Source organism: Cupriavidus sp. D39 (genome assembly GCF_026627925.1).
GTDB classification, from domain to species: Bacteria; Pseudomonadota; Gammaproteobacteria; order Burkholderiales; family Burkholderiaceae; genus Cupriavidus; species Cupriavidus ulmosensis.
On the sequence record NZ_JAPNLE010000006.1, the window covers coordinates 483,278 to 503,480 of the forward strand.

13 protein-coding genes and 5 pseudogenes are annotated in these 20,203 nt (G+C 60.5%); all 18 read left to right on the plus strand.

Annotated elements, in window-relative coordinates; translation table 11 throughout:
* Positions 1-233: 233 nt before the first annotated feature.
* Positions 234-992, plus strand: coding sequence for an enoyl-CoA hydratase/isomerase family protein (locus OMK73_RS06510; RefSeq protein ID WP_267601254.1), 759 nt, complete (start codon positions 234-236; stop codon positions 990-992).
* A gap of 143 nt (positions 993-1,135) precedes the next feature.
* A complete protein-coding gene (locus tag OMK73_RS06515; protein WP_267601255.1) occupies positions 1,136-2,188 on the plus strand; it encodes a 3-hydroxyacyl-CoA dehydrogenase in 1,053 nt (350 codons plus the stop codon).
* A complete protein-coding gene (locus tag OMK73_RS06520) occupies positions 2,188-2,343 on the plus strand; it encodes a hypothetical protein (RefSeq protein ID WP_267601256.1) in 156 nt (51 codons plus the stop codon). The genes OMK73_RS06515 and OMK73_RS06520 overlap by 1 nt, the downstream gene beginning before the upstream one ends.
* A gap of 53 nt (positions 2,344-2,396) precedes the next feature.
* A complete protein-coding gene (locus OMK73_RS06525) occupies positions 2,397-3,725 on the plus strand; it encodes an NAD-binding protein (protein WP_267601258.1) in 1,329 nt (442 codons plus the stop codon).
* A gap of 62 nt (positions 3,726-3,787) precedes the next feature.
* Positions 3,788-4,762: a Bug family tripartite tricarboxylate transporter substrate binding protein gene (locus OMK73_RS06530; RefSeq protein WP_267601260.1), complete on the plus strand. Its 975-nt coding sequence runs from the start codon at positions 3,788-3,790 to the stop codon at positions 4,760-4,762.
* 155 nt (positions 4,763-4,917) lie between these two features.
* On the plus strand, positions 4,918-6,330 hold the full coding sequence (locus tag OMK73_RS06535) for an aldehyde dehydrogenase family protein (protein WP_324291673.1): 1,413 nt from the start codon (positions 4,918-4,920) through the stop codon (positions 6,328-6,330).
* An 81-nt stretch (positions 6,331-6,411) separates the two neighbouring features.
* On the plus strand, positions 6,412-6,750 hold the full coding sequence (locus OMK73_RS06540; RefSeq protein WP_267601262.1) for a Bug family tripartite tricarboxylate transporter substrate binding protein: 339 nt from the start codon (positions 6,412-6,414) through the stop codon (positions 6,748-6,750).
* 11 nt (positions 6,751-6,761) lie between these two features.
* Positions 6,762-7,394 (plus strand): Bug family tripartite tricarboxylate transporter substrate binding protein, encoded by a 633-nt coding sequence (locus OMK73_RS06545; protein WP_267601264.1) that lies wholly within the window; start codon positions 6,762-6,764, stop codon positions 7,392-7,394.
* A 39-nt stretch (positions 7,395-7,433) separates the two neighbouring features.
* A pseudogene (locus OMK73_RS06550) lies at positions 7,434-8,051 on the plus strand (SDR family NAD(P)-dependent oxidoreductase); the annotation flags it as partial.
* Positions 8,052-8,092: 41 nt separating this feature from the next.
* Positions 8,093-8,269: an SDR family oxidoreductase gene (locus OMK73_RS38160; protein ID WP_324291674.1), complete on the plus strand. Its 177-nt coding sequence runs from the start codon at positions 8,093-8,095 to the stop codon at positions 8,267-8,269.
* Between the two features lie 364 nt (positions 8,270-8,633).
* Positions 8,634-9,710: a porin gene (locus OMK73_RS06555; RefSeq protein ID WP_324291678.1), complete on the plus strand. Its 1,077-nt coding sequence runs from the start codon at positions 8,634-8,636 to the stop codon at positions 9,708-9,710.
* Positions 9,711-10,047: 337 nt separating this feature from the next.
* Positions 10,048-12,090 (plus strand): annotated as a pseudogene (locus tag OMK73_RS06560) (adenylate/guanylate cyclase domain-containing protein); the annotation flags it as partial.
* Positions 12,091-12,112: 22 nt separating this feature from the next.
* Positions 12,113-13,831 carry an ATP-binding protein gene (locus OMK73_RS06565; protein ID WP_267601268.1) on the plus strand — a complete coding sequence of 573 codons (1,719 nt, stop codon included), beginning with the start codon at positions 12,113-12,115 and terminating at the stop codon, positions 13,829-13,831.
* 500 nt (positions 13,832-14,331) lie between these two features.
* Positions 14,332-14,557: pseudogene (locus OMK73_RS06570) on the plus strand (LysR family transcriptional regulator); the annotation flags it as partial.
* A gap of 756 nt (positions 14,558-15,313) precedes the next feature.
* A pseudogene (locus OMK73_RS06575) lies at positions 15,314-16,185 on the plus strand (Ldh family oxidoreductase).
* A 526-nt stretch (positions 16,186-16,711) separates the two neighbouring features.
* Entirely contained in the window at positions 16,712-18,373 is a 1,662-nt protein-coding gene (locus OMK73_RS06580; RefSeq protein ID WP_267601269.1) for a GMC family oxidoreductase, read from the plus strand.
* Between the two features lie 117 nt (positions 18,374-18,490).
* Positions 18,491-19,948: an MFS transporter gene (locus tag OMK73_RS06585; protein WP_267601271.1), complete on the plus strand. Its 1,458-nt coding sequence runs from the start codon at positions 18,491-18,493 to the stop codon at positions 19,946-19,948.
* Positions 19,887-20,027: pseudogene (locus OMK73_RS06590) on the plus strand (IS6 family transposase); the annotation flags it as partial. The gene OMK73_RS06585 and the pseudogene OMK73_RS06590, both read left to right, overlap by 62 nt.
* Positions 20,028-20,203 lie beyond the last annotated feature (176 nt).

Below are 20,203 nucleotides of genomic sequence, written 5' to 3' on the forward strand. Positions count from 1 at the left end.
AAACCGAAACCGATTTCGGGAAGTGAAATTAAGCGAATTAAGCGATCTGCCGCGCTGTTTGTGGATTCGATCGAAAGTCTCTTTTGGTGCTCCCAAGGCGTTTTCGATACCATGAGCCTTAAGTTCCACTGATAGAAACCTATGCCTTGCAATGAAACTCGTGCTACTATGGATCCGAACATGCAACCACGTCAGACATACCCCTGCACAAGCAGCGGCTGGAAGGAAAACTGATGAATCAAGCACAGACTGTCACTTACGCCGTTGAGGACGGCGTCGCGTTGATCGCCGTGAACAATCCGCCCGTCAACGCGCTGGCCGCTGGCGTGCGGGAAGGGATCATGGAATGCGTCATGCGCGCCAACGCCGATGCGGAGGTGGATGCCATCGTTCTGCTGGGCGAAGGCAAAAACTTCATCGCCGGTGCCGATATCCGGCGGTTTGGTAGCGTCCGGCCGGTGTCCACTCGCAAGAGTGCCGCGACGCTTGAGGCGAGCGACAAACCGGTGGTAGCCGCCATGCATGGCTACGCGCTAGGCGGAGGACTCGAGCATGCCCTGGCGTGCCACTACCGCATTGCGAGCCCGGACGCGAGACTTGGCCTGCCCGAAGTGAACCTCGGCATCATCCCGGCGGGCGGCGGAACGCAGCGGCTGACACGCATCGCCGGGCCGGCCGCGGCCCTGGACGTGATTCTCAGTGGTCGCCATGTCGGCGCCGAGGAGGCACAGCGACTCGGCATCGTCGATGCCATCATGGACGGCACTGACCTGCGAACGGCGGCGATCCGTTTCGCCAGGGGCGTCGCCTCACGCCGCCCGTTGCCGCGCGCGCGCGACTCGGCGCAGGGCATCGAATTGACAGGGGCGGGAGCGACCGCACTGGACGCTGCGCGCAAGTCCATCACAAAGAAGTCGCGCCATCTTAAGGCGCCGGCGTATGCACTCGAATGCGTGGAGGCGGCGCTCACCAGGCCGTTTGACGAGGGGTAGCGCTGGAAGCGGCCCGATTTGCGGAGCTTGAGAGTTCCGAGGAGTCGAAGGCGCTTCGCTACGCGTTCTTCGCCGAGCGCGAAGCCGCCAAGATCCCGGGGGCAGAGTCCACCGGCAAGGCGCCTCGTATTCAGTCTGCTGCCGTGATCGGTGCAGGCACGATGGGCAGCGGCATTGCTATGTCCTATGCGGATGCGGGTATCCCCGTCACGGTGCTCGAAGTCACGCGCGAGGCGCTCGACCGAGGCATGCTGCGCATCCGTGACACGTACGCAGTCCGTGTCAAGCGAGGCAGCTTGTCGCAAGGTGAAATGGACGCACGACTGGCCTTGATTGAAGGTGTGCAGAGCTATGAAGCCATCGCAGACTGCGATGCCGTCGTCGAGGCTGTATTCGAGCGGATCGATATCAAGCAGGAGATCTTTGGCCGCCTCGACGCCGTGATGAAGCCGGGGGCATTGCTGCTGACCAACTCGTCGGCCATTGATATCGACATCATGGCAAACGCCACCAGCCGCCCGCAAGACGTGGCCGGCGCGCACTTCTTTGCGCCGGCAAACGTGATGAAGCTCTGCGAGGTCGTGCGTGGCAGCAAGACGGCGCCCGTGACAGTGGCGAATGCCATGAAGATGGCGCGCGACATGGGCAAGGTATGTGCGGTGGCCGGTTCGTGCGATGGCTTTGCCGCGAACCGCAGCCGTGCCCCGATGATGACCGAGATGATGCTGATGCTCGAAGAAGGTGCGACGCCGGAGCAGATCGACAAGGTCATGGTCGACTTCGGCTACCCGATGGGGCCCTTTGCCGTTAACGACATTTCCGGCCTCGACGTGAGCTATGAAGGGCGCAAGCGCCGCGCCGCGGCCAATCCGGAGTATCGCAAGTTGCACGTGCCGGACCGGCTGGTGGAAATGGGCCGCAAGGGCCAGAAGACCGGCGCCGGCTGGTACGCCTACCGCGATGGCGATCGCACCCCGCATCCGGACGACGTGGTGAAACAGGTCATCGCGCAGGTCGCGGCGGAGTTCGGCATTCCGCAGCGCTCGTTCACCGACGAGGAAATCCTGCACCGCTTGCTGTTCGCGTCGGTCAACGAGGCATGCAAGATCCTGGAGGAAGGAAAAGCCTACCGCGCCAGCGACATCGACGTCATGTGGCTGTACGGCTTTGGCTTCCCCGTCATCGGGGCGGGCTGATGTACTGGGCCGATACCGTCGGCGCCCAAGCAGTCTGGCAGCAGGTATCCGAATGGCATACGCGATATGGCAAACGCTGGCAGCCCGGCAGGCTTCTCGGCGAAATCGCCGCGGTCGGCGGGGCGTTGCGGGAGGCGAAGGGCGCATCACTCTGATAAGGCAGTGACCTGAGGGTCTCGCGGTGCGGCTGCGTGCAGCAGGGACCACGGTGAGGAGACGGATCTTGAAGATTGGATATATCGGCCTGGGCGCACTGGGCCGGGAGCTCGCCCGGCGCTTCTTGCCGGCGCATGACCTTTGCGTGTGGGACCTGAATCCTGCCGCATGCGAATACTTGTCGTCGCTTGGCGCCAGGGTGGCATCGTCGGCGGCGGACCTTGGGCGCCAATGCGATGTGGTTCTGGTGTGCCTGCCCCGCAGCGCTGATGTGCACCGGCTTGCATTCGGACCTGACGGCCTCGCCTCAGGCTTGTCGGAGGGCAAGCTGGTGATCGACCAGACCAGCGGCGCGCCCGGCGAGACGCGGCAGATCGCGGAAATGCTGGCCAGCCATGGCGTGGAGATGATGGATGCGGCGGTGTCTGCCAGTCCGCATGTCGTCGCCGAAGGCGGCGCGACACTGATGGCGTCAGGCCCGGATGCCGTATATGAACGAGCCTTGCCGGTTTTGCGCGTGATCAGCGAAGCCATCACCCATTGTGGCCGGCGTGTCGGCGACGGCCAGGGGATGAAGATCGTCAACAACGCCATGAATGCATGCGCCCGCGTGGGTACGTTGGAAATGGCGGCCCTTGGGGCAAAGGCCGGCTTGTCCCTGGCGGCGATGAGCGAGCATCTGAATCGGGGAAAGGCAAGAAACCAGACGACCGACAAGATGCTTCCGGCCCTGGTGCAAGGCAAGTCTTCGACGAACTTCGCGTTGGCGCTGATGGTGAAGGACGTGGCGCAGGCGGTCGCGTTGGGAGCCCAGACGCGGGTTCCGATGCCGATCACCAGCGCGACCCTGGGACTGCTGCAGGCCGGCGCCAATACCTTGGGTTCGAGCGCGACGCTGGAGGACATGGTCGGGGTGATCGCGTCGCTTGCGGGGACGCAATTGGCGCCTGCGCCCACAGTTCAGCCCGCCGGTATCGCAACGCCAGAGGCCGGTCAGATCCTGACTCTGCTTGAAGATGGCATTTCGGCGCTCTGCAGCCTTGTAGCTTACGAGTGCACCGCTGTCGGACTTCGTCATGGCCTTGGCCTGGCCGATATGGCGACTGTCATCAACCGGAGCTCCGGTTGGAGTGAAGCCTCGCGCACTCTGTTGCCCGCTCTGGTATCTGGTGGAAGGACGGAAAACGCCAGCCTACGATCGGTCATCGATGGACTGGGCGCCACGTGCGCCCTCGCGATCGCGGTAGGCGTACCCGTGATGCTGGTGCAGCTTGTACGCAGCCTGTTCGAGCAGGGGGCCAATCAGTTGCCTGATTCCGCCGATATTTCGCAGATGCGCAGCGTGTATGAATCGACGGTGGGTGTCCGCTATGGAAGCTGAGCGCACAGAGAAGCGCTGATCGCGATCGGCAACCCGATTACAAATAGTATGGGAGACAAGAAATGAAGCAATTTTTCCGGAATCTTTTCGCCATCGTACCCGTTGCCATGGCGGCCACAGCCCCAGCGCTTGCAGCAGACGCATACCCGAGCCGTCCTGTTCGCATTGTGGTGAACACCGGCCCGGGCGGCCTGGTGGATTTCACAACGCGGCTGGTCGCACAGGAAATGAGTTTGCGACTGAAGCAGCAGGTCATCGTCGAGAACCGCGCAGGCGGGGACGGCATGATCGGCATCAACGTCGTCAAGGCGGCGCCGGCGGACGGCTACACGCTGCTTGCCTCGGCGGGAACCATGGCGTACCAGCAAGTGCTGAAGAAGGACGCCAACTATGACATCACCAAGGACTTTACCGGCGTCGGTTTCCTCGGCAAGTCACCACTTCTCCTCGTCGTGTCGCCAGACAGCTCCTACAAGAATGCCGCGGATTTCATCAAGAATGCCAAGGCAAATCCGAACAAGCTGACGTACGCGTCCGCAGGCGTTGGCACCGGTACGCATATCGGCGCGGCGTTGTTCCTGCAGCGAGCCGGTCTGCAGCTTCTGCACGTTCCTTACAAGGGCAACGGCCCGGCAATGCCGGACGTGATGAGCGGACGCGTGAGCATGATTTTCGAAGCCTATGGCAGCGGCAAGGGCTATCTGGCGGGCGGAAAGCTGACGGCACTGGGGGTTTCGTCGGCGACCCGCGTCAGCACGTCGCCTGATATTCCCACGCTCGCTGAACAGGGCGTGCCGGGCTACAGCTTCTATACGTGGATGGGACTGGTTGCACCGGCCGGCACTCCGAAGGAGGTGGTGCAAAAACTGTCCGATGCCCTGCATGCCGTGTACTCAAACCAGGCCCTGAAAGAGCGATTCAAGGCCGAAGGCATTGAGGACGTTTTCATGTCGCCCCATGACTTTAATGCCTTCATGGCCAAGGAGGTTGCCGACGTAACCAGCTTGTCCAAGGAAATCCGGCTTGAGAGACAGTAAGGGTTGCCTCGCCCCCGGAGTGACCCGGGCGTCGAATTACCGGCACGTACGCCGTAGGGAGATCAAAGGATGTCATCTTTCTCATCAGGCGCTGGCCCCGTCAACGAGGGCCATCGGAAGGCATTGGACTGGCTCGCCAGCGGCCCCGGCGCCTCTTGATCGGCGGCAAATGGGTCAATGCCGCCTCGGGCAAGACTTTTGCCACCATCGATCCGTCCACCGAAGAGGCCCTTGTGGAGGTGGCCGAGGCAGACCGCGAGGATATCGATGCGGCAGTTCGCGCCGCCAGGCAGGCGTTCGAAGCGCCTTCGTGGGCCGGGATTTCCCCGCATGTCCGCGCGCGCTACCTGTTGCGGATCGCCGATGCGATTGAAAAGCACGCCGACGAGCTTGCCGCGCTGGAGACCCTCGATATGGGCGCGCCATTGGCGTTCACGGTCGGCCGCGTTGCCTCGGCGGCTGAGCTCTTCCGGTACTACGCGGGGTGGGCAACAAAGACCCATGGCACGACCAACCCGACGGATGCCTCCCGTTTCATCTATTCCCTGCGCGAGCCCATGGGGGTGTGCGCGCTGATCAATGCCTGGAACGTGCCACTTGTCATGGCGGCGACCAAGCTTGCCCCGGCGCTGGTCTGCGGCAACACCGCTGTCCTGAAGCCGGCGGAGCAGTCGCCGCTGACGACGCTCCGGCTGGCTGAGCTCATTCAGGAGCTTGATTTGCCGCCCGGTGTCGTCAATGTGGTACCGGGATATGGTGCTACAGCAGGTGCGGCCATGGCGGCGCATCCCGATGTCGACAAGATCGCCTTCACCGGTTCGACCGGCGTTGGCCGTCAGATTCTCCAGGCGTCGGCGGGCAACCTGAAAAAGGTCACGCTGGAGCTTGGAGGCAAGTCGCCGAACATTATCTTTCCGGACGCCGATCTGGACCGTGCGGTCGAGACCGCGGTGGTGGCGTTCTGCCGAAATTCCGGACAGATCTGCTCCGCGGGCACGCGCCTGTTCGTTCATGAGAGCCTGCATGAAGAAATCGCGCAGCGCGTTTCGGAGATCGCGGCTACGTACCGGGTCGGCTCGCCGCTGCTACCGGACACCCAGATGGGTCCCTTGATTTCGGAGCGTCAGATGCGTCGCGTCCTGTCCTACGTCGACGCCGGACGCGAAGACGGCGCCAGTCTGGTGCTGGGTGGCTCGCGCGTGGGCGACACCGGATATTTCGTGGCACCGACGGTGTTCTGTGGCGTATCCAACTCGATGCGGATTGCGCGGGAAGAGATCTTCGGGCCCGTGCTTTCCATCATCCCGTTCAAGGACGAGGCGGACGTTGTCAGGATGGGCAATGACACGGAATACGGGCTGGCAGCGGCGGTTTGGACCAGGGACGTCAGCCGGGCTCACCGGGTTGCGCGGGCGCTGAAGTCCGGCCGCGTGTGGATCAATACCTATGCCGAGACCGACCCCGTGATGGCCATTGGCGGATACAAGCAGTCCGGCTATGGTCGGGAGATGGGGGCGGAGTCGATCGACGCCTATAGCCAGACCAAATCGGTGCTGATGCGGCTATGAGCAAGAGGTCATATGCGAGGACCGGCCAGCCGGCAGATGAGGCGGCGGATCCGGCGCGTTACATTCCATAGGAGACGAGTCATGGCTTTCAGTTTTGTTGCACGCTTGCTTTCCCTCGGGGTCATGGGGGTGCTTGGCACGGCGTCACACGCCGAAGAGTATCCGGCTCGGCCGATCCGCATCTTGGTCGGCTTTGCGGCGGGTGGAAGTACGGACGCAATTGCCCGCTTCTATGCGCAGAAGCTTGCTGTGGAACTCAAGACTCCGGTTATCGTGGAGAACAAGCCCGGCGCTGGCCAGATCGTTGCGATCAAGGTGCTGAAAGCCGCGCCGGCGGATGGGTACACCCTCTATATGGGAACGGGCAGCGCGCTTTCGCAGACGCCGGGGTCCAGCGGGGCCTGTCCTACGAGCCGCTGAAGGACTTCAGCATGGTTGGGTTGGTGGCCACCGCGCCCGGTGTGATCGTGGTCAACCGCGACCTGCCGGTGCGCTCGTTGCGCGACCTTGCCGCCTACTCCAAGGCGAACCCGACGAAGGTGAATTTCGGTTCGTCGGGCATCGGCTCGGCCAGTCACCTGGCGGGCGAATACCTGAGCAAGGTCGCCGGTATCACCATGACCCACATTCCCTACAAGGCGGATGCGGATATCGTCCAGGCGATGTACACCGGATCCGTTCATGTCGGCATTGCGCCGGCCCAGGGAGCGGTGACGGCGATCAGCAATGGCAAGCTGCGGGCGCTGGCTGTGACTGGCTCGCATCGGCTGAGGCAACTGCCGGAGGCCCCGAGCCTCGCGGAAGCCGGTATCAGCGGCTTGGAAGGCCTTGATCCCTATACCTACTATGGTCTGGTGGGGCCGAGGGGATTGCCTGCCAGCGTCGCTATGAAGCTCAATGCGGCAATAAACCGCGTATCGCGGGAACCCACCTCGGCAGCCCAGATACAGGATAAGTATTACGCGGATCCACGCTCCGGCAGTCCGGACGACCTGCGCAAGGTCATTCAGGAAGACACCGAAAAATGGACCCGCTTCAGCAAATACGTCAATGTCGCGGGTTGAAACCGAACCAGCCAATACAAATATAGGAGCGAAGTAGTTATGAATACATCTGAACAAGGTCTGGGCTGGACGCCCGCGAAACGGCTGCAGGGGAAGGTTGCGGTGGTCATTGGGGCGGGTCAGAGCCCCGGAGAAGGTGTCGGCAACGGACGCGCCGCGGCGATCCGCTTTGCGCGCGAGGGGGCTCGCGTACTGGCGGTGGATCGCCGTCTCGAATCCGCCGAGGAGACCGCCGAAATTATCCGCGGCGAAGGCTTTGAATGCATCAGTTTTGCCGCGGATGTCACCCGTGAAGCAGACCTGGCGCGCGCGCTGGCTGAGGCCACGCAGAGATGGGGCTCGCTTGATGTCCTGCATAACAATGTGGGTGTAAGCATTGCCGGCGGGGATGCCGATCTGCTCGACATTACCGAGGAAAATTTCGATAATGTCTGCCGCATCAACTTGCGCGGCACCGTATTCGCATGCAAGCACGCCGTGGCGATCATGCGCAAGCAAGGTGGCGGGGCGATCGTCAACGTTTCCTCCGCTGCGGCAGTCGGCAAATATCCGTACGTAGCCTATAAGGCGGCCAAGGCAGGCGTCGTGGCATTCACCGAGCAGCTCGCGCTGCAGAATGCCCAGTATGGCATCCGCGCCAACTGCGTGTTGCCGGGCCTGATCGCTACTCCCATGGCCGTGGACACACGTGTGCGCGAATGGAATCAGTCCCGGGAACAGGTATCGGCCGAGCGCAATGCCAAGGTTCCCTCGGCCGGCAGGGTACGGGCTGGGACGTCGCTAATGCCGCTCTGTTCCTCGCCTCCGATGAAGCGAACTTCATCACGGGCATATCGGTACTGGTCGATGGCGGTCGCATCCTGAATCGCATTTGATAGCACTCACGACGGTCCTTGTGCCGCGGTAGAGACATGGCTCGTCTGGGGCCACGAATCGCGCCACGGGGGTCTAGGACGCGCCATGATCGGCGGCAACGTCGATTTCGCGCTGGCGTAGTCCGCCGCATGGAAACACAATGCCCCGGGAATTCGCCTCCCGGGAGGCGTCTTTGCTCCAAGATCTCACTTTCGCACTGTGGGTATCCATTTGTTTTTTTAAAAACGGAACCAGTTTCGTTTGGTGGATTTTGGGGGCGGGAAAGGAGGAGTCGATTCGGGGATTGCACAGACAGGTAGAGAAACGGGTAGATCTAGCTTTGGTTAAACCAGAAGAAGAGGAGGAGGCAACATGAAATTGAAGATGATCGCGTTGTGCAGTATTGCGGCGGCTTGTGCAGGCACTGCCCAGGCACAGTCGAATGTCATTCTGTATGGAGTGATCGATGCAGGCATCGAGTATGTCAACAACCAGCCGGGCGGCGGGCATGATCTCGTGCGCATGACACCAGCCAATCTGGCGGCGTCCCGCTGGGGACTGCGCGGTACCGAAGACCTTGGCAATGGACTCAAGGGAGTCTTCGTGCTGGAAAGCGGCTTTGAGTCCGATACTGGCAAGTCCACGCAAGGCGGGCGCTTGTTTGGCCGTTCCGCCTATGTCGGCCTTGATGGCCGCTGGGGCGTGGTGACGCTGGGGCGGCAGCCTACACCCTTCTATTGGATCTCCGGGACGATCGACCCCATGCTCATCGTGACGAAGTACTCGATCCTGGCTCAGGACGCCGCGTTCGCTGGCCGTGCTGACAATGCGATCAAGTACGTCGGCAAATTCGGCCCAATGGAAACGCAGCTCTTCTATAGCTTCGGCGCAGACAGCACGGTCACAGGGGGCAGTGAGATACCGGGAAGCGCCAAGATCGGAAGGGAGTATTCCGGCAGCGCCGCCTACAACGGCGCCAACTGGAGCGTTGCGGCGGCGTACGACGAGATCAACACCGGTACGGTTTCGGCACGGCCCGACGCGACCACGCGGCGCGCTACCGTGGGTGGCAATTTCGCCATTGGCAATGCGACGCTCTATGCCGGCTACAGATGGGCCAAAGCGTTCGACGGGGCATTGCTGGCCGGAGCTCCGGCGACCGCCAATCAGCGGTCCAATCTGTGGTGGGCAGGTGCGCGCTGGCAAGCGACCAGCAACGTGACGCTCGCGGGCGCGGCATACTATCAGGACTTCGCCGGCACCAGTGCGGACCCGTGGATGTTTGTCGCCTCGGGGGCGTATGCGTTCTCCAAGCGCACCAGTGCGTATCTTGCAGTGGGCTATACCAAGAATCGGAACGGGTCGAACCTTGGCCTGGGCACTGGCGGCTCGGGCTTCGGGACCGTCTCGGCTGGCGCCAACCAGTTTGGCGCCTCGGTCGCCTTGCGACACATCTTTTAACGCTGGTACCGGCATCGGCTGATCCGCGGGGGCGGCGCGATCGATGTCAACGCCTTCTCCCGACGGCTCACGGCATCCGGGACCGGCTGCTTTGAATCTCCATGGTGCCGCCGCATCGCGGCGCTTCAGCTGCGTCGCAGATGAGTTCGATCATCTCGACGCAGCCATCTTTTTCGGATGATCCCGGGACTGTGTATGCCCTGGAATGACCAGACTCACATGGACAAGCCGCGAACCGATTCCATGACTTACGGGGGCGGATGCGGGTCATAATCGGCTTGCGAGGCGCGCGCTTTGCGCCTGTAATGCTAGCAGTCGACGGCTGTCCGAGGGTGCCATGCGCTGCACAAAGTGCGGGTTTGAAAACCCAGCGCGAGGAAGGTTCTGTGAGGAATGTGGCCATACTCTTGGCCAAACCTGTCCGAATTGTGGCTACGAGTCTGCCGCTACCGCAAAGTTTTGTGGTGCATGTGGCGCTTCCTTAACCACTACGGCCGGTTCTCCGACATCCAGTGCGGCGCCTTGCGTCAGCGCTCCGGTTCTGTACACGCCAGCGCACCTGGCTGAGCGCATTCTGGCCGAGCGCGCGGCGATGGAGGCCCGCGGGCACGATGCGGGCGAGCGCAAGACTATTACCGCCCTGTTTGCGGATATGGCTGGGTCGACGGCGCTGATTCAGGACCTGGATCCCGAGGATGCCCGGGAACTGATCGATCCGGTCGTGGCGATCATGATGGAAGCCGTACACCACTATGAAGGGTACGTCGCCAAGTCGCTGGGTGATGGCATCCTGGCACTGTTCGGTGCTCCAATCGCGCACGAAGACCACCCGCTGCGGGCGTTGTATGCGGCATTGCGGATGCAGGAGGCGATGCGCAGCCATGGCGGTAGGATTCGTCTGGAGAAGGGTATTCCGCTGCAGATCCGGGTTGGCGTCCACACCGGAGAGGTAATGGTGCGCTCCATTCGCAAAGACGATCTGCACACCGATTATGACCCGGTCGGCCATACTATTCATATCGCTTCTCGCATGGAAGGGATGGCGATGCCGTCGTCGGTACTCGTCAGTGAATCCACTTATAAGCTTGCCGATGGGTACTTCCATTTCAAAGCTCTGGGCGCCACCAACGTAAAGGGCATCCGGACTCCGCTTCCAGTCTATGAGCTGCTGGGGCCCGGCACTTTGCGCACGCGACTTCAGGTGTCGGCGTACCGCGGTCTGACGAGGTTCGTCGGACGTGAGCGAGAACTGGAGTGTTTGCAGTCGGCGCTGGCCTCGGCCATCGCAAAGCGCGGGCGGATTGTTGGGGTGGTAGGAGAAGCCGGTGTTGGCAAATCGCGTTTGTTCCACGAATTCAAGGCCAGGGCGCGGCAGGGCTGCCTGGTGCTGGAGACTTTCTCGGTTTCGCATGGAAAGGCATTTCCCTATCTCCCGTTGATCGATCTGTTGAGAAACTACTTCCAGATCGTGGCCGCCGACGACGAGCGCTTGTATCGCGAAAAGGTCACGGGCAGGTTGCTGACACTGGATCGCGAGCTGGAGGATCAACTCCCCTATCTGCTCTATCTTCTCGGTATCAGTGAGCCACAGTCAACGTTGCCCGCGATGGACGCCCGGCTCCGGCGCCAGCGCACCTTTGAAGCGATAGTTCGTCTATTGGTAAGCGAGAGCCAGAGCCAGCCGGTCGTGTTGCTGTTCGAAGACCTGCAATGGCTTGACAGGGAAACCGAAGCATTCCTTGATGAGCTGGCGTCGCATGTAGCGGCTTCAAGGATTCTGCTGCTGGTCAACTACCGGCACGAATACGCGCATGACTGGAAGCTCCAGCGGAGCTACATCCAGTTGCGTCTGGAACCGCTCGGTCAAATGGAGGCACAAGAACTACTTGCAACCCTATTGGGTGCTCACTCCGAGCTGGGGTCATTGATGCAGCTCATCCTTGCCAAAACTGAGGGCAATCCGTTCTTTATGGAGGAAGTGGTCAGGACACTGGCAGAAGAAGGTACCATCCTCGGCGCGCCGGGCAGCTATCGGATTGCGACGCCCGCCGTGTCACTTCATATTCCGACCACCGTCCAAGGCGTCATTGCAGCGCGCATTGACCGCCTGTCGCAGGCGCAGAAGGCACTGTTGCAGACTCTGGCAATTATCGGCAAGGACTTTTCATTCAGCATGGTCCGGTATGTTGCCGCGTTGTCAGAGCAGGAGTTGCTGTCGCTTCTTGGCGATCTACAGCGTAGCGAATTCATCTTCGAGCGACCTGCATTTCCGGAAGTCGAGTATGCGTTCAGGCACGCGCTCATGCAGGAAGTCGCCGCCAATTCTTTGCTGCACAGTCAGCGAAGCAAGCTGCATGAACGCGCCGCCGAGGCAATCAAGCTATCGGATTGCGACGCCCGCCGTGTCACTTCATATTCCGACCACCGTCCAAGGCGTCATTGCAGCGCGCATTGACCGCCTGTCGCAGGCGCAGAAGGCACTGTTGCAGACTCTGGCAATTATCGGCAAGGACTTTTCATTCAGCATGGTCCGGTATGTTGCCGCGTTGTCAGAGCAGGAGTTGCTGTCGCTTCTTGGCGATCTACAGCGTAGCGAATTCATCTTCGAGCGACCTGCATTTCCGGAAGTCGAGTATGCGTTCAGGCACGCGCTCATGCAGGAAGTCGCCGCCAATTCTTTGCTGCACAGTCAGCGAAGCAAGCTGCATGAACGCGCCGCCGAGGCAATCGAGTCACTGTTTCCAGGCCGACTGGAGGACTACCTTAACGAGTTGGCCCACCACTACAGCAATAGCGGGAATGCCGCGAAAGCCATACACTATCTGCAGCTTGCGGGCGAGCAGGCCTTGCGGCGGTCTGCGCAACGTGAAGGGATCCGTCATCTCAGTGCAGCCCTTGAGCTTCTCAAGGCGTTGCCGGAAGCCCCCGAGCGAACAAGCGAGATGATCCATTTGCTACTGACCCTCGGTCCCGCCTGGATAGCCGCCCGCGGCCATGGGTCGCCAGAGGTCGAAGAAACCTATACCCAAGCATTAACCCTGTGCGAACGCGAGGAGAAAATGCCGGAGCTGTTTTCCGCGCAGGCAGGTCTGTGGTCTCACTATTTACTGCGAGCGCAGCTAAAGCAGGCCCACGCGCTGGCCGAACGGCTGCTGGGCCTGGCGCAGGACACCAGCGACCGGGAACGACTTGCTGAGGCCCATCGAGCTCTGGGCGTTACGCTGCTTCGTCTGGGCGAAATCGAAGGCGCACGTCACCACATGGAGCAGGCGTTGACACTGCACCAACCTGGGCAGCAGTCCTATGACTACTTGCTGCGCCTGGTGAGGAACCCCGCTGTCCATATACGCAGCACCTTGAGCTGGATCCTTTGGTATCTAGGCTTACCGGATCAGTCACGGATTCGCTGCGAAGAGGCCCTGGAACTAGCCCGGGCGGCGGCCGATCCTTTTGGCCTGGCGCTGAGCCTGATTTTCGCGGCTGAACTCTATCGGCGCCGGGATGAAGTCGAGCGGTCGCTCGGGTATGCTGACGCCGCGATCGCTGTATCAGCCGAGCGCGGCTTCCCGCTCTATGAGGCATGGGGAACGACTCTCCGAGGCTGGGCCCTTGCGAAACTCGGGAAGCAGGAAGAAGGCATTGTGCGAATGAGGCGGGGCCTCAGCGCTCACCGTGCGACGAGATCCGCGCTGGGACGGCCATCGCTGTTAGGCCTGCTTGCTGATGCCTATGGCAAGGTGGGGAAGTTCGAATTAGCGCTTCGCGTGCTGCGCCATGCGTTGGCGTTGGCGGAAAGAACTGGAGAACGGTTCGAAAGCCCCGCGTTGCTTCGCCTGAGAGGGGATCTGTTATGGAAAATGGCAGGCGAGGAAGACCCTTGCACCTCCATCAGGATCACTGAAGCGGAATCCGATCTGCGCAACGCGGTGGCGCTCGCCCGCGGGCAAGGAGCGCGCTCGACAGAGTTGAAGTGCGCGCTGAGCCTTGCGCGCCTTTGGCATCTCCAGGGCAAGCGTGACGAAGCCTGCCATTTGCTGGCCGAAGTTCACGGTGCTTTTACCGAGGGATTCGATACCCGTGACTGGCTGGACGCCGAGGCCCAATTGCGCGAATGGTCCTGAATGCGAAGGGCGTCAAGAAGGGAACGCTGACATGCGGATAGGCCGTCTTTGTCTTGCCCGAGCCAGGCAGCGGCGTGGCCGACCGTTGCCTGTCACCGTACCCAATGACCATCGAACCAAGGAACGGAAGGCTCTGCAGCGCAAGTGTGCTGACCACCAGATCGCATCAATCTAAGAGACGGCTTTGAAGAGCGATGCTGAAGTTCGCGCACGAACGGGGAGGGACCTTGTGATCTGGCGGGAAGTCGGCAAGCACCTGAAAGGTTCCTCCTAGGCGTTCGAGCAACTTGTGCTGTTGCAGGGGTTTCAAGGGTGGTCCAGGGCGATCGCAGTTGCTATATAGTTTCCGGAATTCCATGGAGTGCCTTCATGTGCGCTTCAAGCGAACACTCACCGTGTTCCGGGGCTCGCGCGGGCGTCGGATCGTGGCGCAGGCATTGCCCCGGAGAGTCAAATTCCAGGATGCCGGCGACCCTTGACGTCGCCATACGGAGTCGTTGATGGACGTGCGTGGGCTGCGGTATTTCGTCCAGGTGGTCGAGAGTGGTAGCCTGACCAAGGCATCGCGCCAGTTCTTCGTAGCTCAGCCCGCCCTCAGCCAGCAGATCGCCCGGCTCGAAGACGAGGTCGGCAAGCCTTTGTTGGTGCGGTCTGCACGGGGCGTGGTGCCGACGCCGAACGGCGCGGCCCTGTATCGACATGCGAAGCTAATTTTGCGTCAACTGGACGAGGCGGTGCTGATCGCTCGTCAGGAATCTTCCAATGTGAAAGGACGCGTTACGCTCGGACTTGGCTCGACAGCGATCCCCAGAGGTCGTCTACGCACGGCATTTTCCGTACTGCGAGCGAACTGCGTCTCGGCGACGATTGATCAGGACCTCTGTCCGCCGCTTTGATCATGCCGGTCGTGACGTCTGGCAATACCGATGCGCCGACCATCATGATCGGTAAGAAAGCCGTAGAAATGATCTTTGCCGACCGGGCCGTAAAGAGCCGGCAGGCATAGCGGCTGTATATCCGCTTTTCATAACAAAAATGGGCGCGCTCGCGCAGCACCGCCCTTCGACGACCACGTCGCCCCGAGATCCCGTACCCCGGTGCAACCCGTTCGCCATGCCGCACAGGTTGGCGATGCTGGCCGCCCGGAAGCCGAAACTGCCGCCGCCAGTGACGTTCTCCTGCGGGGTGTTCCCAACTGCTCGCCTTCCTCTTTCGATGTACCTGATTGTAAGTTCCTATGAATGAAACCTGTGCCTTTGAACGAAACTCGTGCTACTATGAATCAGAACAGGCAATCTGAAGATAAGTAGGCGCGCGCGCCCGGCAGCGGCTACCGGTATGGAGACAAAGGATGTTTAGCGACAGCAATGCGACGGAAGATCGAGTTCGTTTCACTGCGCAAGAAGCCCATGCGGCAATGCGCGACATTGTGGGCCGACTCGGCTACACCCCCAAGAGCAAACGGTTATTGCGGACCACCTCCTGGATGCCGCCTTATGTGGCTACGAATACTCGGGGCTCCCAAAAATCCTGGACTTGGCAGGGCATCCTAAGGGGAAAATGCCCAGGAAAACCCCACATGTCGTTCACGAGACCCCTGTCTCTGCGTTGATCGATGGTGGCAATACGGTCGGAATGCTGGCCGTCGATCTGGCTACAAATGATGTGATTGCCAGAGCTCTTGAGCACGGATTCTCCGTGGTGGGCGTGTTTAACTCATGGATGACGGGCCGTAGTTCGTACTTCGTCGAGCGAATTGCCAAGGCAGGTCTAATCGGGTTCCATACGGTCGCATCGTTTCCCATCGTCGCACCACCCGGTGCCGCCTGTGCGGCCATCGGGACCAATCCAATCGCGTTCGGGTTTCCGACGCAAGAGGATCCCCTTGTGATCGATCTTGGTACTTCGGCGTTCATGGTATCGGAGCTTGCGCTAGTGGAGCGCCGGGGGATCTTCTTCCCGAGGGCGTCGCCATTGACGCGGAGGGCCGCCCCACTCGCGACCCTGCATCCGCAAGAAAGGGGGCTTTAATGCACTTTGCGGGCTATCGAGGCTTCGCGATCGGACTGGCAATGCAGGCCATGGGCATCATGGCCGGGGCAGGCATGAGTCCCAATAAGGATTATGGGTACTTGCTGATTGCGATGCGCCCCGACTTGCTCGTCCCCCTTGATGACTACCAGCGCGAGCTTTCGGACACGCTCCGGCGGATCAAGTCAACGCCAAAGATGCCTGGATTCGACGAGATTCGAATTCCATCCGAACGGGCAGCCCGAGAGCGACGCCGGCGACTGAAAACGGGAATTGAAATCGATCGCCGTATTTGGGACGCATTGCAAGCCTTGGGGCGCTAGCGACCGAGGCGGGTGCGGATTCGGATGAGGTAGGCTTTACCTTTGTCAGATGGGCGCGCTGGTAACAGCAGTAGTTCCATCGCATTTTGACGACTTCCCTCCATGAGGCATCAAAGTAGCAGTCCGCACTGCACAAAATCCTCCGCCGAAGTTTCATTAATTGGAGCGCGTGCCATTTAACGGAACGTGTGCTACCTTGCATCAAGGGCATTGGTCGCACCCGGTCCTGGTACCGCTGTCAGGCCGGCAGTGCATGAAGCGATATCTCAGGAGTCAGAGAATGTTCAGTGACAAAGAACCCGACAGCGAGCATGTGCGCTTTACGCCAGATGAAGCGCGCGCCGCGTCCATCGCCGGGTCGGTCATCGACGTGGACGGTGGTGACTTCATGGCGCCGTGACGTTCAACTAGAAGCCCGCCTCTAGAGTGAGAGGCGATTGCGGTGTTACCTGCATTGTCAGGAACACATGCCCGCTGGCGAATACAGCAGCAGTATTAACGAATCGCACTGATTGAGACGCGAACCATGCAAGAAAATTCTTACGACTTCATTGTTATCGGATCCGGTTCGGCCGGTGGGGTCGTCGCTAGCCGCCTGAGCGAAAGAAGTGAGTACAAGGTCTTGTGCCTGGAGGCGGGAGAGAAAGGCGCGAACTACATCTGGACCAAGCCCCCGGGCGGTGTTGTCTACCTGATAGACAACCCGCTCGCCAATTGGCGCTACGAATCTGAACCGCACGAAAGTCATGGCAATCGTCCCATCTACGTGCCACGAGGAAAGCTGCTTGGTGGCAGCAGCGCGATTAACGGGATCATTTACAACCGCGGCCAGAAGATCGACTACGACACCTGGGCGGAGCAGGGATGTCCAGGATGGAGCTATGCCGAGGTACTCCCGTACTTCAAGAGGATAGAAAGCACTGACATCGGTTCGGACGAATACCACGGTCGAACGGGGCCCATCAAAGTGACTGTCATGAAGAAGCTATCGCCTTTCTATGACATCTATATCAAGGCTGCGGGGGCTGTCGGCATTCCCGCCAACCCTGATTACAGTGGGGCTAGCCAGGAAGGTATTGCGTTGGCCCAGCAGACGGGCTACCGAGGGATGCGCCAGAGCACCGCCACGAAGTATCTCCATCCCGCACGCAATCGATCCAATCTGACGATTCTACAAGGTGCCGAAGCAGTCGTTCTGATCATGGAGGGCAAGCGATGTGTCGGCGTGCGCTTCAGAAAAGACGGCTGCATGCACGACGTCAAGGCGAAGTGGGAGGTGGTCGTTTCGTGCGGCGCGGCGAACTCGCCGAAACTCCTCGAGCTCTCCGGCATCGGCAACCCGGAAATCCTCAGCCAACACGGCATCAAGGTAGTGCACGAACTGAGAGGTGTGGGAGAGAACCTTCGCGATCACTACGCAGCGATCATGAAGTGGCGCTTCAACCGGCCGGGACTTTCCCTCGCCAGGCGGGGCAGGGGCTTGGGCCTTTTCGTTGAGATACTCAAGTACGTATTCTTTCGCCAGGGATTTATCTCCCAAGGCAACGGCTCCTTGCGGGTTTTCGCGCGTTCGCGTCCGGAGAGGACGGAGCCGGACATCATGATGATCGTGAACCCTTACATCATCGAACTGAAGGCGGGACAAGGACGGCGGATGTCGGCCACCGAAGGGTTCTTCGTGTACACGCATGTCCAGCGTACGGAGAGCACGGGGTCGATCCACCTGCGTTCGTCGGATCCGTTTGCGGCGCCTGTCATCAACTACAGGTTCCTTGCCACCGAAAATGATAGGAAAACAGCAATACTCGCCGTGCGACGAGCACGCGAGATTGCCCAGGCCGCACCACTACGGGACAACATTGCCGAAGAGATGGCGCCAGGCCTTCAGGTCAATACCGACGAAGAGATTCTCGAATTTATCCGCACCGCAGGCAATATTACGCAGCACATGGTGGGCACTTGCAAGATGGGCCGCGATTCGATGGCCGTGGTGGACGAGAGGCTGCGCGTCCACGGCATCAAGGGCCTGCGGGTTGCGGATGCCTCCATCATGCCGACCATTATTTCCGGCAATACCAGCATTCCTTGCATGATGATTGGTGAGAAGTGTGCCGAGATGATTCTGGAAGACGTCGAGGGCGCCCTTCCTCGACGCAAGGAAACCGCACGCCATCTGGTCACAGGCTGAGGCCAGCTATTGTGCCTTGTGGTCAATGTCACAAATTGATTGCAAAACGATTCCGATCATTGAAAACCTGGTGAATGAACTATTGAAATGCGGCGATGCAATACGTGGCAGCGCCGCGTGATCGACGAGACCAAAGATAATGTTTTTGGAGACAACCGAATGTCGGACCGATCAACGCTTGACGTCAAGCAGTTTATTGACGCACAGAAGTTTTCGCTTTTCCATTGGACGATTCTCACGCTCTGTTTTCTGGTCGTGGTGATGGATGGATACGATACCGTCGCAATCGGCTATGTCGCGCGTTCGCTTTCCGATGACTGGAACCTTGCGCACGAGGCATTAGGGCCGGTCATGAGCGCGGCGCTCGTTGGGCTTGGCGTCGGCGCTTTCCTGGGCGGACCTCTCGCGGACAGATACGGGAGAAGGAAAGTGATCATCGGCTCGACTATCCTGTTCGGCGCCTTCACTGCGTTGTGTGCAGTCGCGTCAACGCTCGGAAGCTTGACTGTATTCCGCTTGATGGCAGGTGTCGGTTTGGGGGCGGCCATGCCGAACTCTGCGGCATTGATGTCTGAATTCGCGCCCGCGCGCGTGCGATCGCTGACGGTCAATACCCAATTGATGGGATTCTCGGCTGGCATGGCAATCGCGGGCGCGGCGTCATCGTCGCTGATTCCTGCATTCGGCTGGCGCAGCGTCTTTGTCGCGGGAGGCATTGCGCCTCTTGTGCTGGCGGTCATGCTCATTGTGTGGCTGCCTGAATCCGTGCAATTCCTAGTGTTGCGTCGGCCGAAGGATGCGCGAATTCCGCTCATTCTTCAGAAACTCGCACGTTCCGCCGCAATCCACGCGACATCTTTCAAGCTCGCGAACGAGCCGGCCTGCGCTGCGAAATCGCAGGGCGGCCTGATCCTGTCGAAGAAATACCGCATTGGCACCGCGCTGCTGTGGGTCTGCTATTTCATGCATCTGCTGATCTATTACCTGCTGGCAGGATGGATGCCCAGCTTGTTCAGGGATGCAGGATTCAGTTTGAAAAGCGCATCGCTGATTTCGTCAATGTTTCCAGTGGGCGGCGCCATCGGTACCGTACTCGTCGGCTATGTGATGGACCGCTGCAACGCTCCACGGGTGGTGGGCTGGGTCTACACCTGTGTCGCTGCGGTCACAGTACTGGTAGGCCAGACGCTTGGCATGCCTGTTCTCCTATGTCTGCTCGTCTTTATGACCGGTGCCATGGTCACGAGCGCCGGTACGTCGATGACCGCCATTTCTGCGCAATTCTACGGCCCGGAATGCCGCGCGACGGGCGTATCGTGGATGTACACCGTGGGTCGATTCGGCGCCGTATTCGGTGTGTTAGTGGGCGGAGCGCTGACCGGCATCGGCTGGAAGTTCGGCGCCGTGTTCGCCATTCTCGCGATTCCTGCGCTGATCGCCGGCATGGGACTACTCACGCTCGCGCGATTGGGACGCGCGCCGAGCGCGCGCGGCATGACCGATTTGAATGAGGGAGAGCAGCGTAGTCGTGACCAGGGAGACGATTCGCCGTTGGTGCGACAAGCGCGGCACTGACTTCCCCCGCCGCGTCAAGGAAGCCCGAGGCAAACCGGGCCGCATCTGGCATCTGGATGAAATGTTCGTGCGCCAACGTGAGCGGCGCATGCGTGGATCTCATGCCTTCAGACCCACCCAGGTCTTTCCGTCCGCCTTCGGCACCCTCCCTCATTGCCCTGTCTCGCTGTTGGTAAGTTGAGAACACCGGCTGCGGCCCTCGATGTTCTTGTGTCGGTGCGCCTTCCCGTGAGTTTCATTAGGTGGAACGCGTTT